General features: G+C 63.0%; 15 protein-coding genes. 9 read left to right on the top strand and 6 right to left on the bottom strand.

All coding sequences use genetic code 11. From position 1 onward, the window contains the following. The first annotated feature begins 394 nt into the window (after positions 1–394). From B133_RS0106480 to B133_RS0106465, 4 genes are all read left to right on the top strand, one after another. Entirely contained in the window at positions 395–1,831 is a 1,437-nt protein-coding gene (locus B133_RS0106480; RefSeq protein ID WP_018599913.1) for an MFS transporter, read from the top strand. Positions 1,832–1,899: 68 nt separating this feature from the next. Continuing rightward, positions 1,900–3,588 carry a sensor histidine kinase gene (locus B133_RS0106475; protein WP_018599912.1) on the top strand — a complete coding sequence of 563 codons (1,689 nt, stop codon included), beginning with the start codon at positions 1,900–1,902 and terminating at the stop codon, positions 3,586–3,588. After that, positions 3,570–4,253, top strand: coding sequence for a response regulator (locus B133_RS0106470; protein WP_018599911.1), 684 nt, complete (start codon positions 3,570–3,572; stop codon positions 4,251–4,253). Before B133_RS0106475 ends, B133_RS0106470 begins: the two co-directional genes overlap by 19 nt. A gap of 310 nt (positions 4,254–4,563) precedes the next feature. Next, complete coding sequence (locus B133_RS0106465; RefSeq protein ID WP_018599910.1) at positions 4,564–5,172, top strand: bifunctional 2-polyprenyl-6-hydroxyphenol methylase/3-demethylubiquinol 3-O-methyltransferase UbiG; 609 nt, start codon at positions 4,564–4,566, stop codon at positions 5,170–5,172. An 81-nt stretch (positions 5,173–5,253) separates the two neighbouring features. Here the strand turns inward: B133_RS0106465 and B133_RS0106460 are convergent, their stop codons facing one another. Beyond that, positions 5,254–6,495 (bottom strand): S1C family serine protease, encoded by a 1,242-nt coding sequence (locus tag B133_RS0106460; protein WP_018599909.1) that lies wholly within the window; start codon positions 6,493–6,495, stop codon positions 5,254–5,256. A gap of 510 nt (positions 6,496–7,005) precedes the next feature. Here B133_RS0106460 and B133_RS0106450 point away from each other — a divergent pair. Then, positions 7,006–7,647: an FKBP-type peptidyl-prolyl cis-trans isomerase gene (locus B133_RS0106450; RefSeq protein ID WP_026256057.1), complete on the top strand. Its 642-nt coding sequence runs from the start codon at positions 7,006–7,008 to the stop codon at positions 7,645–7,647. Positions 7,648–7,671: 24 nt separating this feature from the next. On the opposite strand, the gene B133_RS25160 is transcribed toward B133_RS0106450, so the two are convergent. After that, positions 7,672–7,794 (bottom strand): hypothetical protein, encoded by a 123-nt coding sequence (locus tag B133_RS25160; RefSeq protein ID WP_255349241.1) that lies wholly within the window; start codon positions 7,792–7,794, stop codon positions 7,672–7,674. Between the two features lie 156 nt (positions 7,795–7,950). After that, positions 7,951–8,085 carry a hypothetical protein gene (locus B133_RS25155; protein WP_018599904.1) on the bottom strand — a complete coding sequence of 45 codons (135 nt, stop codon included), beginning with the start codon at positions 8,083–8,085 and terminating at the stop codon, positions 7,951–7,953. A gap of 440 nt (positions 8,086–8,525) precedes the next feature. Between B133_RS25155 and B133_RS0106435 the strand changes: the two genes are divergently transcribed. Next, positions 8,526–9,170: a GntR family transcriptional regulator gene (locus B133_RS0106435; RefSeq protein ID WP_018599903.1), complete on the top strand. Its 645-nt coding sequence runs from the start codon at positions 8,526–8,528 to the stop codon at positions 9,168–9,170. A 38-nt stretch (positions 9,171–9,208) separates the two neighbouring features. Beyond that, on the top strand, positions 9,209–9,865 hold the full coding sequence (locus B133_RS0106430) for a 3,4-dihydroxy-2-butanone-4-phosphate synthase (protein WP_018599902.1): 657 nt from the start codon (positions 9,209–9,211) through the stop codon (positions 9,863–9,865). A 61-nt stretch (positions 9,866–9,926) separates the two neighbouring features. On the opposite strand, the gene B133_RS0106425 is transcribed toward B133_RS0106430, so the two are convergent. From B133_RS0106425 to B133_RS0106415, 3 genes are read right to left on the bottom strand one after another with little or no spacing between them, the layout of a single operon-like run. Continuing rightward, on the bottom strand, positions 9,927–10,628 hold the full coding sequence (locus tag B133_RS0106425; RefSeq protein ID WP_018599901.1) for a GntR family transcriptional regulator: 702 nt from the start codon (positions 10,626–10,628) through the stop codon (positions 9,927–9,929). Positions 10,629–10,662: 34 nt separating this feature from the next. Beyond that, positions 10,663–11,181, bottom strand: coding sequence for a flavin reductase family protein (locus B133_RS0106420; protein WP_018599900.1), 519 nt, complete (start codon positions 11,179–11,181; stop codon positions 10,663–10,665). Positions 11,182–11,186: 5 nt separating this feature from the next. Further along, on the bottom strand, positions 11,187–11,615 hold the full coding sequence (locus B133_RS0106415; RefSeq protein ID WP_018599899.1) for an ester cyclase: 429 nt from the start codon (positions 11,613–11,615) through the stop codon (positions 11,187–11,189). A gap of 576 nt (positions 11,616–12,191) precedes the next feature. On the opposite strand from B133_RS0106415, the gene B133_RS0106410 reads away from it, so the two are divergent. Then, complete coding sequence (locus B133_RS0106410; RefSeq protein ID WP_018599898.1) at positions 12,192–12,812, top strand: amino acid synthesis family protein; 621 nt, start codon at positions 12,192–12,194, stop codon at positions 12,810–12,812. After that, positions 12,809–13,360: an amino acid synthesis family protein gene (locus B133_RS0106405; RefSeq protein ID WP_018599897.1), complete on the top strand. Its 552-nt coding sequence runs from the start codon at positions 12,809–12,811 to the stop codon at positions 13,358–13,360. Before B133_RS0106410 ends, B133_RS0106405 begins: the two co-directional genes overlap by 4 nt. Positions 13,361–13,364 lie beyond the last annotated feature (4 nt).

Genomic DNA, 13,364 nt, shown 5'->3' with positions numbered 1-13,364 from the left:
GGTCACCGTTTGACGCCACAGGACGAAACACGTTCGGCGCCAGTGGTTCGGGTGCGACCGACATGGTGGACTCCTCGGTGCGTGTCGACGCCGGGACGATCCCGACATTCCGATGGGCCAAAATCTACGAATCGCACAGGTGCCGTGACTCGCTTGTGCGCGCAACGCGCACAAGTAGCCGATTTGGATCTTTTTCGCATTGCTCGCATCGGCTCAGAGAGCGAATAGTCTTGCACCAATTCGCAATTCAGACAAAGCGCAGACACTTGAGCGCAATGCGCAAAAGGCGACAAAACGAGTAGTGCGCGGCTTGCGCGCACAAGCGAGTCAACACGCGAACAGCTCCGTAGCGTCATGAGCGCAGAAGACCAAGGCTTCCCGCAAGGAGTGACAGATGACGACGCGGCCCGCAATCCAGACCCCCGACCGGCGGACCGCCGCGACTGTGCCAGTGCACACCGATCGGGACATTGGACCCCGCCAGATCGGGCGCCGTCTCGACGATCTCCCCGTCGGCCCCATCCACCGCAGAGCGGTCATCGCTATCGGACTCGGGCTCTTCTTCGAGGTTTACGAGATCTTTCTGTCCAGCACGATTGCCACCACGCTGAAGACTCAGTACGGTCTCGGTGGCAGTGCCCTGCAGCTGCTGCTCGCTTCGTCATTCCTCGGAATGTTCGTCGGCGCAATCACTTTCGGTCGGATTGCTGACCGAATCGGGCGCCGCCGAGCGTTCCTGATCACGCTGGCGTGGTTCTCCGTATGGAGCGTCGTCGGCGCATTCGCGCCGAACCCGTGGCTGCTGGTGGCGGCACGCTTCATGGCGGGAATCGGCGTGGGAGCAGAATATCCGATCGCCGATTCGTACCTCGCCGATGTTCTCCCCAAGGCTCATCGAGGGCGCCTGGCCGCCTGGGCTTACACGTGCTCCTTCCTCGCGGTGCCGGCACTGGGTTTCCTCTCACTATGGCTCGCCGACCGCAGCCTGTTCGGCTTCGACGGCTGGCGGGTCCTGTTGGTGATCGGCGCGATCGGCGCGTTGTTCATCATCGTGCTGCGCCGCGGCCTGCCGGAGTCACCGCGGTGGTTGGCGGGGGTCGGTCGCATCGACGATGCACGCGCGGCGCTTCGTGCGTTCGAAGCCGGTACGGACCCGACGCCGGACTCCACGCCCGACCGTGACGGCGGCGATGACCCAGTTTCGGAGCCGGAGCGGACCGTGCCTGCGTCTCGTCGGCTCCGTCTGCCGCCCTACCGACAGCGGCTGGTCATGCTCGGCATCTTTCACCTGTTCCAGCCATTCGGCTACTACGGGTTCGGCACGCTGGCGGCACTGGTGCTGGTCAGCCGCGGCTACGACGTCACCTCATCGCTGCTGTTCACGGCGGTGTCGTTCATCGGCTATCCGATCGGCTCACTGATTTCGATTCCATTGCTCAAGCGGTTCGAGCGCAAGTACCTGATCATGGCGACGGTCGTCGTCATGGCGGTCTGCGGCGTCCTCTTCTCGACCGCAACCGTCCACGCGCTCATCGTCGTATTCGGGTTGCTGGTCACCGCATCGAGCAACGTCTTCTCGAACGCCTACCACGTGTATCAGGCGGAGATCTTCCCCAGCGATGTGCGTGCAACCGCAGTCGGTTGGGCGTATTCGGTGTCGCGGCTCTCCAGTGCGACACTCCCCTTCATTCTCGTCCCGCTGCTCGACAATTACGGGGCCACCGCGATGTTCGCCGCCGTCCTGGTAGCGCTCGCCATCACGATCGCTGTGATCGCGTCGATCGGACCGCGCACCGCTGGGCAGAGCCTCGAGGAAATCAATCCGACGTGATCAGTCCGCGGGCACGTGACCGTGCTAATTTTGCTCATTGTGCTCACGACAGCGCGTACGCTCGGCCCATGGCCAAAAGGCTGCACATGGATGTGCGGCTCGCTACCCAGGTGCTGTTGCTGCAAGTCGCCGTAGTAACGCTCACTCTGGGTATCGCAGGCGGTCTGCTCGCCTTCATGAGTCACCAGCGCCTTGCCGACCAGTACGAAGACCGCTCGTTGGACATGGCCCGCGCCATCGCCTTCGCCCCTGCGGTACGCGCCGACGTCGCTCGCTACGACGCTGCCCCGTTGACACAAAGCCCGGCGCTCACCGACGAGTTGGCGCACGGGCCCCTGCAGCAACTCGCCACCGAGATCCAGCAACGCACCGGCGTGCTGTTCGTGGTGATCACCAACAATCAGGGCATCAGGCTCTCCCACCCCAGCCGAGACCAGCTTGGCCGACATGTCAGTACCGACCCCACCGCCGCACTCGCCGGACACGAGGTGGTGACGAGGGAGTCTGGCACGCTGGGACCGTCGGTTCGGGCGAAAGTACCTGTGCTGGCACCGGATTCGGACCGTGTCACCGGCGAAGTCAGCGTAGGCATTTCGACGTCGGCCGTGCACCATCAACTGTGGACTGATGTGCGGACCGCGGCTGTTCTGGTCGGCGTGGCACTCGTGATCGGTGTCGTCGGTTCGGTCCTCCTCGCCCGACGCTGGCGGGGGCTCACCATGGGTCTGCAGCCTTCGGAGATGGCGGAGTTGATCCGCAGCCAGGCCGCAGTCCTGCACGGTATCGACGAGGGCGTGCTCGCCGTCGACTCCACGTGGAAGACGACGTTCGTCAACGACGAAGCCTCCAGACTGCTCGAGATCGGCAAAGAGGCGGGCAGGTCGGTGGAAGACATCGGCCTGACCCCGCGGGTGCTCGAGGTGTTCAGGGCGGCAGACGCGACGCCGAGTATTGCCACCGTCGGCGACCGGATCGTGGTGGTGTCCTCTCGACCCGTCACGCGTGACAGCCGCGAACTGGGCACCGTACTGGTCGTGCGGGATCGCACCGATGTCGAATCGTTGACCCGCGAACTCGATGCCGTGCAGCTGATGAGCACGGTGTTGCGGGCCCAGCGCCACGAGTTCGCCAATCGGCTGCATCTGCTCAACGGTCTGCTGCACGGCGGCCATGTCAACGAGGCAGCTCAGTATGTGGAGGAACTGCTCGGGTCTGGCCCCCTGGGCTCGGCACTGCCCGGCATCGAAGCCATCCGTGACGCGTTCCTGCAGGCCTTCTTGGCGGCAAAAGCTGCCGGCGCCCGAGAAGCAGGCGTTACGTTGACGATCGGCGAGAACACCTGGGCACCCGGCCGACTCGCGCTGCCGGTGGATGTGACGTCGGTACTCGGCAATCTACTGGACAACGCCATCTACGCAGCCCGCACCGGCGCAAAAGAGGACAAGGTGGTGGAAGTGGAACTGCTGCAGGATGGTTCAACACTGCACATCACCGTGGCCGATACCGGCGATGGGGTGGCCTCCGATTTCGTCGAGCACGTGTTCACCGAAGGCAAGTCGACGAAGCCGGATTCCGGAATACCGGGTGGGCGCGGCATCGGAATGGCCTTGTCTCGCCAGATCAGTCGTGCATTGGGTGGCGATATCCGGCTGTCGAGCCCGGGGGATCCGGACACAGAGTTGTGCGGCGCAGAGTTCATCGCCCGGCTGCCGGGTGTGATGGTGGAGGAGGAAGCCCAATGGGTGGCACAGAACTGACGGTGCTGGTGGTCGATGACGATTTCCGAGTGGCGAACATGCACGCGGGCATCGTCAACGCACTACCGGGGTTCTCCGTATCAACAACAGTGACAACGCTCGCCGCTGCCCACAAGGCAGCCCCCGTCGACCTTGCCTTGGTGGACGTCTATCTGCCGGATGGATCGGGGATCGACTTTGTCCGCGGGTTACAGTGCGACAGTATGGTTTTGAGCGCCGCCACCGACGCCCGAACGATCCGCGCAGCGTTGGCGGCCGGCGCCCTGAGCTATCTCGTGAAGCCATTCGCTCCGGCAGACCTGGCAGCCCGCCTGTCGGGCTACGCGCGCTATCGCAGAATCCTTTCTGGAACCAATCTTGGCGCCGGCGACGTCGACTCGGCGCTGGATGCCCTGCGCCCCCGCATCACGCCCCCGCAGTCCCCGACCGCCGCCACCTCGCCTACCAAACAGCTTGTACTCCAGGCACTTCGCGCATCGGGTCAGCCGATGTCGTCTGCCGAGATCTCCACGGAGATCGGGGTTTCGCGGGCGACGGCACAACGGTATCTGTCGACGTTGGCCAACGCCGGCGAGGCCAAGGTTCAACTGCGTTACGGCACCACCGGTCGGCCCGAACAGGAATTTGTGGCTGTCAACAAACCACCCAATCGGCAAGCGCGGTGAGCTCAATCGCCTGAGCCGGCCCGCCGCCCCAACTCAGCGGCACCGAGTCCGGACAGCTCGGACAGCGCGACTCGGCGACCACATGCCGCCAACAGTAACGCCGCTTGCCACCCGACAGTCCTCCCCGTGCACGACGATCTCGACGAGGCGCGAAATTATGGGAAGCGGTGGTGAGGCAGTGGAACTCACCGACGCCCGCAGTGCTGCCAACAGTTCCGCCGGATCGTGCCTGCGGCCAGCTGCTACCTGCCGTTGAACTATCCGATCAACGCACATGTCCTCGCGGTAGATCCGCTGCGACAATGGTGTCGTGGTCGAGCAGAGCATCTGGATGCAAAAGGTCGCGGCTGACCCCGGCCATTCACAGTGGTACATCGAACGTTTTCGATCCATGGCGCGCGCTGGCCAGGATCTGGACGGCGAAGCCCGCCTGATAGACGCGATGGTGGCACGCGGCGCCCGGATACTCGATGCTGGCTGCGGTCCTGGCCGCGTAGGCGGGTACCTCGCCGCGGCAGGCCACGACGTAGTCGGCGTCGATGTCGATCCGGCACTCATCAAGGCTGCCGAGCAAGATCACCCGGGGCCACGCTGGCTCGTCGGCGACCTCGCCGAACTCGACCTGCCCGCACGTGGCATCACACAGCTGTTCGACGTCGTCGTGTCGGCCGGCAACGTCATGACATTTCTCGCCCCGAGTACCCGCGTTCAGGTGCTGGTCCGACTTCGTGCGCACCTTCTCGGCGACGGTCGGGCCGTGATCGGCTTCGGAGGGGGCCGCGACTACGAATTCGGTCAGTTTTTCGATGACGCAGCCGCGGCCGGATTCATGCCCGATCTGCTGCTGTCCTCGTGGGATCTACGTCCGTTCACCGAAAACTCCGACTTCCTGGTCGCGGTTCTCCGGCGGTCACCATGACTCCTCGGCGGGAAGGATCCGATCAAGCCACAGGGGCCACGAACCCAACGGATTCGTGGCCCCTGTGTAAAGAGTGCGCGGTTACGACTGGAGCTGCCCAAGGGTGACCTGCACGGTGCGGGAAGCTCCCGACTGGTCATCGTAGGTCAACGTGATGTTGTCCCCGGGTGCCTTGGAATGAACCGCCGCGACCAGAGCGTCGGGACCGTCGATCACCTGGTTGTCGAGCTTTGTGATCACCACTCCGTTGGGCAGTCCGGCCTGGGCTGCCGGACCACCGTCGAGGACCCCGGCGACCATCGCACCGGACGTGTTGTTACCAGACGTGAGCTGGACGCCCAGGGAGGCGTGCCGGACCGTTCCCGTCGAAACCAGCTCGTCGGCAATACGTTTGGCTTGATCCACCGGGATTGCGAAACCGAGTCCGATGGAACCGCTCTGCGAGCCCTGATCGCTGCCCAGCGAAGCAATGGCGGAATTCACCCCGATGAGATCGCCATTCATGTCCACCAGCGCGCCTCCGGAGTTGCCCGGATTAATCGCCGCATCGGTCTGAATGGCGCTGATCACCGAATGCTGACCGGTCTGCTCATCGCCGGTCGCGACCGGGCGATCCAATGCACTGATGATGCCGGTCGTAACGGTCCCCTGCAGGCCCAACGGTGAGCCGACAGCGACGACGTTCTGCCCCACCTTCAGATCTTTCGAAGAACCAATTGTGATCGGAGTGAGCCCGGAGACGTTCTGTGCCCGAACCACTGCGATGTCGTCATCGGGATCGGTTCCGACGACGGTGAACGGTACTGTGCGGCCATCGGACAAGGTCACGGTCGCCTGTGCAGCGCTGGCGACCCGGCTGGACGGCCTGGTGAACGGACTGTCAGACGGATCGTCCTGGGTGTCGGGTCCGGACTGACCGTCGCCGGGGAACTGTCCACCCGGGAACATTCCGCGCGGCAGACCGGGAATTCGGGTGCTCGGCCCGTCTTGCGGAGTCATGGGCTGCTGACCACCGGCATCTTGTGCGACAGCAGCCACGACATGGTTGTTGGTGAGGATCAGTCCATCAGCGCTGAGCACGATACCGGACCCCTCCTCGCGTCCTTGCCCGCTTTCGATCTGCAGTTTCACCACGCTGGGCAACACCTTGGCCGACACCTGTTCGACCGATCCGGTGGGCGCCGTGCTTCCTGGCTGGCTGGGTGTGGAACCGTTGGCCGGCACGGGCTTTCCGATGTTCACCGGGGCCGGCGCCTGGGCGGTGGGTACACCATGTCCCGCATGGTCGACGACGGCTACCGCCGTCGCAGCGCCTGCCACCATGGCAACCGCGGCCGTGCCTACGACGAGTACGCCGACTCGAGAGCGCTTCCGATGCTGCGGGTTTTGCTGTGGTTGCGCCTCCTGGAACGGAGTACTCGCCTCAGAGCTCGGAGCATAGGGCGGAGGGTACATTCCGGTGACGCCGGCCGAGTTGTACGGGTAGTGATACCCGGACTGATTCCATTGGGCCGGGTTATCTTGATTGGATGGCTGTTTCGGCCGCCACTCGCTGTGGCTTCCTTGTGACGAATTCCTCGACCAGTCGCTCATTGCGTGGATTCTTCTTCCTCGAGACGCAGATGCTCATGCGCCGTGCCGGCGCCCGCCTGTAGGTTGCCTGTGCTGGCTGAGACTTTGCTGAGAATGAGTTCGGTGCCGTCCAAGACTTTTCGACGGGGTCGGTACCGGGCTCGGTCAGCCGTCGGGTGAGTCTTCCCGGAACTCCCGCCGGCCGTCGCCGGGGCCACCTGACCGGCGTCAGCCCGGCAACGAGGCTGTACGGTGACGGCCGTGAACTCCTCCCGTGTGTCTTGTTCCGTCGCGTTCGCAGCCTGCGCCGCATCGATCGCCATGACGCTCGCCGCATGCAGCTCCGACGCGGACAACCGATCAGCAAGCACGCCGGCGACACATACGTCTTCCGCGTCTCAATCGGCTCCGTCGCCCGTCAGCACGGCAGCACCCATTGCCAGTACGTGTCCGACGGCAGCGCCGAATACCGGCGCCAACCCCGAGTGGACACTGGCCGGCGCCACCGGCAACGTCGCCGTCACGGGATCTACCGATACCGCGGCGCCGAACGTCACCGTGGGCGCACCGTTCACCGTGACTGAGACCCAGGTGCACACACTGCAACCCGGAGACGGCCCTGTCGTCGGCGACACCGCAACGGTTTCCGTTTGCTATACAGGCGTCAACGGACGTGACGGGAATGTGTTCGACAGCAGTTACCAACGCGGCGAGCCGGTCCAGTTCCCGCTTGACGGCGTCGTGACCGGCTTCAAGAAGGCCATCGCAGGACAGAAGGTCGGCTCCACAGTCGCCGTCGCCATGTCATCCGCCGACGGGTATCCCGATGGTGAGCCCCGCGCCGGAATCCAGAAGGGTGACACACTCGTCTTCGCGATCAAGATTCTCGACGCCACGGACTGAAGCCGGCTGAGGCGACCGGCACACTCACAAAACGTCGTCGTGGATCTGGTCGATGCGGACGGCACCGTCGACACCCGCGAGCACCCGGCCTGCTTCCATCACGCCCGCACCTGACAACGTCATGGTGATCCCCACTTCTCCTGGCATCACGGGGCTTTGGGATGCCAGGCCTCGCGTTCGAGTCAGGATTGCGCCATTCGGCGGTATCCAATGCAGCCCCACGGGTGGACCAGCATGTTCGGCATTCCTAGGCTGTCATCGATGTGTTGGACAGAAATCGTTGTGCGATAAGGATATTCGTACCTAACCGACAAAGCTGAGCGGCGAAGTCAGCGGCGGTAGCGTGCAACTGCTCGTCGTCCAACGCGCCGAGCGCAGGTCGAACACGTCCTGCTCGATGCGGGCACCGTTGAGGAGCTCGTCGAGCGACTCAGCCACAGCGGGTCTCTGACGATGCTCCACCAAACCTGGGTTCGAACACCCCGCACTGACCTTCTTGCATGCCAGTAGACATTCAGTCCCGGCACAATATGCTTGTACTCGTACACCTGGTCGATGCGTCGTTGCACACAAAACAACGCCCCACAAGCGCCATGCTCCAGCGGTTTTAGCTGCATGATCGGTTGGACACACACACCGATGTGCAGGGAAACTGATTTAGGATCTCACATCACATTGACATGCATTTGTGTTGACAGCTACATTCTGTTGCATACCACAAGCGCATCCGGCGAGATGGCCGAACCCGGTCCTGACCGCGGTCTCGCCATAGCAACTGTTCGGCCCCGTTGGCGCATCCACACCAGACCATCACCGGAAGAGGTAAGTCCAGTGCCTGTCGACATCTGCCGCAGCAACACCGTTACCTGCGATATCCCGTGAGTCGTCCCAAGCCCGACCGGCTGATTTCCGAGATACGTCGCCGCATCATCGCCGGCGAGATCCCACCCGGTGTCAATATCTCCGAACTGACCCTCGCCGAGGAGTTCGGTGTCTCCCGAACCCCGGTACGCGAGACGTTCAAGCAGCTGCAGACCGAAGGTCTGGTCGAGATTCGACCTCGGGTCGGCACCTTCGTCACTACCCCGTCGCGGCGCGAAATTGTCGAGTTGTTCGAGATGAAAGAACTACTCGAAGGCGCCGGCGCCCGGTTGCTCGCCGAGCGCGGAAAGGTACCAGAAATCGATCAGCTGGAAAACAACCTCCAGCGAGCCGCCAGCGCAGTGATCGATGATGATCGCGCTCGGTACGCCGAGCTGGTCCACGAGTTTCACAACGTGCTCATGTCCGGGGCTGACAACGCCAAGTTGCAGGGCCACTACCGGACGTTGATGAACCAACTCGCCTACTCGCGCCTGGTGACCACTTCACTGAGCCAGCCCGGTCGGCTTGCCCAGTGCGACTGCGAGCATCGCCACGTGTTCAAGCTGATCGTCGCCCAAGACGGTGCCAACGCCGAACGCGTAATGCGCGAACATGTTCGCGCCAGCCGGCAAGCACTGTTGGCCGGCGTGCAGTTCTGACCATCAACCGACGAACAATCAGACCAGGAGCGCGATCGATGACCAGCACAATCACACCGTCCGCGGCAAACGCCGACTGGGCCGACGGTTTTTGTGCCGAGGTCAGGGACGCGTTTGCTGCAGGATTGCCCGCAGTGTTCCTCGATGAGGGCGGCGCGCTACTCGCATTTCCGGCAGCCACCGCCACCACAGCCCAACTGCACTTCGCCATCAGTCACTCGTCTGGAGTTGTTCACGCCGCGATGCCGAGTTCGCTGCTGGACAGATTGCGGATACCGGATCAGCCGGTTCTCGCCTCAGAGCACAGCGGTGCGTCGTTCACCGTGGCTGTCGATGCCGCATCAGGCATCGGCACAGGCATTTCCGCACGGGACCGAGCCCAAACCATGCAAGTGCTCGCAGACCCCGGCACCGTCGCCGATGACCTGACCCGGCCGGGCCACGTCCTGCCGGTCCGCTGCGCGGACGGCGGATTCGCAGAGCGCGGGCGGGTGTGGGAACGTGCCGTCGATCTGAGCAGAGCCGCAGGGCATTCGCCGGTAGTCGTGATGTGCCGACTCGTCGATGACGCCGGCGAGGTCCTCGACGGCCTGACGGCGACGTTGTTTGGACTGAACCACCAACTGGCGCTGAACGCCGGAACCTCTGACATCGACACACGCTCGGACGGCGTCCGGACAAAGCGAACGCACTGACCAGGTAACCGCCCCGATCGGCCCCCAGCGGGACCAGACGGCACGCCTTCTCTCGGGGCAACTAGACGGCGTGTCGCCGGCCCCGGGAAACGGTCGACCCCTGGTCAAGACCAGCAAGAAGGGCCTGGCGGCTGGCGCGGACGTGTTCGCGCATTACGCGTTCGGCAGTATCCCCGTCTTTGGCGAGGATCAGCTCGAATACCTGACGGTGCTCGCGGTTGGACTGCAGCGGCCGGCCGGGCTGGCTCAGCGAAGTGGTCACCAGGCGCGAGTAGGCAAGCTGATTCATCAACGTCCGATAGTGGCTTTCCAATTTGGCGTTGTCAGCACCAACGATGAGAAGGTTGTGAAACTCGTCGATGAGTTCGACGTACCGGGCGCGATCGTCGGATGCCACGGCCTGATCGAACTGGCGCAAGTTTTCTTCGAGTCGATCGACTTCCGGCACGCGCCCACGTTGGGCAAGCAACCGTGCCGCAGCGCCTTCCAGCAGCTCTTTCATCTCGAACAGCTCCAGGATTTCGCGCCGCGACGGGATAGTCACGAAAGTACCGACTCGAGGTCGAATCTCGATTAGGCCTTCGGTCTGTAGCTGCTTGAACGTCTCCCGCACCGGTGTGCGGGAGACACCGAACTCCTCGGCCAGAGCGAGTTCTGAGATATTGACTCCAGGAGCGATCTCACCGGCGATGATGCGACGACGGACCTCAGCAATCAGTCTGCTCTGAATAGAGCCGTTGCGGGAGCCGTCGTCGCTTCTCACCCGTGCGTCCCCTCCGATGTCACTCCAACCTGGGTCAGCCCAGCGGCGACAAAGCGCCGCCATCGAAAAACTTACCGGCACTGTAAACCATCGGCGGACGATCACTGACCGCGGCGTGTACCACTCGGCAGATGAACACCGTATGGGTGCTGGCTTGCAGTCGTTCGCGGATCTCCACTTCCATCTGAGCGCCACTGTGGTTGATCAGCGGGCTCCCGAACGGTCCCGGAGCCCAATCCAGACCTGAGAACTTGTCCGGGGCTTTCGTGGCGAAGACATTGACCACATCGAGTTGATCGGTCGACAAGATGTTGATGGCCAGGTGCCTCGCACGATAAAGGCAGTCGTGAGTGGAGGAGGTCCGCTGTACTGCAACCATCACCGTTGGGGGCTCGAGCGAGATGCTGGAGAAAGCATTAACAGCCAAGCCCCGAGGCGTCTGTTCGTCTAGCGCAGTAACAACCGTGACTCCGCTGATGAACTGCCGATTGACCTGCTTCATCACGTTGAGGTCGGGCTCAATCCGGACCGTCGCGCCTTCGTCGTTTGTCATCTCGATCAATGATCCTGGCCGACGGTGATGATCCCGAGCGCAGTCAGGAGTGCTCTGGGGTCCCAGGTAACGAACTCTTCGACGACATGGTCGCCGTCAAATCGCGAGAATGTCGCCCCGCTGATCTCGACTGTGCGCTGAGTGGCCGGTACACCCAAGAACGGATGCTGGTGTGTTCCCGTGCTGTGCCAGCGAACCGCGGCACGATCGCCCTCGATGACAATTTCGTCGACCACGGTCAGAAGATCGGGAAACGCACCACGAGTGCTGACAATCGACGCCTTGAAATCGGCCAAACTCTGACCGCTGCTGGAAGTGCCGAACCGCAAGTAGTCTGGGCTAAACAGCTTGTCGAGAGCATCTACTTCACCGCGGTCCCATGCCGCCTCCCAAACTTGCTGGATCCGATCACGACGGTCGTCGATGTCAGACATGTCCTTGTCTCCTTTCACTGTGCGACTACCGATCTGCTCATACGGACGATTGACTGCATCATGGCCCGGCGATGTCCGACGGGCCAAAAGCCAAGTACTCCAGGAAGACCAGCAGCCCTTCGGTGCTCCGCGCCGGGGAAAGAAACACACCCAGGTCATCAAGATCGCAACGATCAGAACACTCGTGCAAAGGCCTGCGGCGGGCCGGTCGCGGGGAGAGCCAGCCTGTCCGCTCGCACATCGTGCGACAGCACCTGCCGTCGCAGCGCGAAGATCGTCGAGTCTGCCCAGACATGGCGATCCCTCGAGTCATGCGAAAAGCCGACAAGCTTGCATACAACAAAATGTAACGTAGCTCATAGTCACATGTCAATGTGATGACAGTCGAACGCAGCCGGACCTTCCGCCGCTCAAATGAGGCCTCCACCGAGCGGCGTGCATAGATATTGAACAACCCTGCGTTTCAACGCGTTTAGTCGTCATTGCGGCTAGTCCACCAGCGCCCATATCAGCTTTCCACGCAAAAGCCCAATACACTATTGACCAACACCCAGCAGAGGTCTACTGTGCTGTGGCATGCAAGAGAGTAGCCGCGAAGACAGCATCGGGTTAAGGAAGCTGGTTCTCTATCGCGAGGCGGTGGTAACTGAGGCCGGCGAACGGCCGGCCAATCCGGCACTGCAGGCCACTGTCGCCGCAGTGATCGCCAATCCATGGTTGGGAACCGGTCCGTCACGTGACCTTCAGCCGGAGGTCACCCGAATCGCTCCGGTGCTCGCCCAACTCCTGAGTGATCGTTTGGTGGCGGCACTCGGTGGGGTCGATGCAGTCGAGGCGTTCGGCAAGGCTGCCATCGTCGGTAATGCCGGAGAAATCGAGCACGGTGGCGCGCTGATCCACACCCCCTACTTCGGCAACCTCATGCGGGAGTTCCTGGAGGGCGAATCGATCATCTGCTTCGCTGATACCCGGTCCGAAGCCGGTGCGGCACTGGTCGTTCCGCTCTGGCACAAGACACAGGCCGCGACCCGCAGCCATTACCAGACCGTCAGCGCCAGGGTGTCCGACGCGCCCCGCCCCGACGAGATCGTCATCATCGCCGCCGGATCGACCGGTCCACGGCCCCACCCCCGCATCGGGGACCGCAAAACTGACCCTGCCGTCACCGTCAAGAATCTGGAGAGTGCCCTGTCATGAAGCTGCGCAAGATCGTCACCGTCGTCGAGGAGATCCGCACCGAGGGCGGACGTGAGGTGAACCCGCCGGCCCGCATCGCCGTCGTCGCCGCGGTGATCGAAAATCCCTGGGCTGGACAGGGTTTCGTCGAGGACTTGGCTCCCGGTATCGATGCGACCGCCTCTGATGTCGGTGCGCTGCTGGCACCCCTGGTCCTGGAAGCTCTCGAAGGTACTGCGGAGGCCTACGGCAAGGCAGCGATCGTCGGCCTCAATGGCGAGATCGAGCATGGCTCGGGGCTTATCCACACGCTGAAGTTCGGCGATCACTTCCGCAAGGCCGCCAACGCCACGACGCTATTGCCTGCTGTCGAGAAGCGCAGTCCAGCTGGTGTCGTCTTCGACATCCCGCTCAAGCACATCACCGACGCCACCATCCGGTCGCACCATCAGACCATTGAGGTGCGCATCGCCGACGCTCCACACGCCGACGAGATCGTCATCGCGCTCGCAGCTGCTACCCAAGGTCGCCCACAGCAGCGTCTCGCTCCCCTGAGCAGCGAAAAGTAACGAT

Source organism: Mycobacterium sp. 155 (genome assembly GCF_000373905.1).
In the GTDB taxonomy this organism is placed as follows: domain Bacteria; phylum Actinomycetota; class Actinomycetes; order Mycobacteriales; family Mycobacteriaceae; genus Mycobacterium.
The sequence above is the reverse complement of the archived record's forward strand: the minus strand, read 5'-3'. Positions and strand labels throughout refer to the sequence as shown.

Bases quoted from the DNA above. Each gene is read 5' to 3' on its own strand.
- B133_RS0106420 (WP_018599900.1), bottom strand. From the start codon at position 11,181: ATGACAAACGACGAAGGCGCGACGGTCCGGATTGAGCCCGACCTCAAC.
- B133_RS25160 (WP_255349241.1), bottom strand. From the start codon at position 7,794: ATGCCAGGAGAAGTGGGGATCACCATGACGTTGTCAGGTGCGGGCGTG.
- B133_RS0106470 (WP_018599911.1), top strand. From the start codon at position 3,570: ATGGGTGGCACAGAACTGACGGTGCTGGTGGTCGATGACGATTTCCGA.
- B133_RS0106460 (WP_018599909.1), bottom strand. From the start codon at position 6,495: ATGGTGGCAGGCGCTGCGACGGCGGTAGCCGTCGTCGACCATGCGGGA.
- B133_RS0106415 (WP_018599899.1), bottom strand. From the start codon at position 11,615: ATGTCTGACATCGACGACCGTCGTGATCGGATCCAGCAAGTTTGGGAG.
- B133_RS0106405 (WP_018599897.1), top strand. From the start codon at position 12,809: ATGAAGCTGCGCAAGATCGTCACCGTCGTCGAGGAGATCCGCACCGAG.
- B133_RS0106480 (WP_018599913.1), top strand. From the start codon at position 395: ATGACGACGCGGCCCGCAATCCAGACCCCCGACCGGCGGACCGCCGCG.
- B133_RS0106475 (WP_018599912.1), top strand. From the start codon at position 1,900: ATGGCCAAAAGGCTGCACATGGATGTGCGGCTCGCTACCCAGGTGCTG.
- B133_RS0106430 (WP_018599902.1), top strand. From the start codon at position 9,209: ATGACCAGCACAATCACACCGTCCGCGGCAAACGCCGACTGGGCCGAC.
- B133_RS0106410 (WP_018599898.1), top strand. From the start codon at position 12,192: ATGCAAGAGAGTAGCCGCGAAGACAGCATCGGGTTAAGGAAGCTGGTT.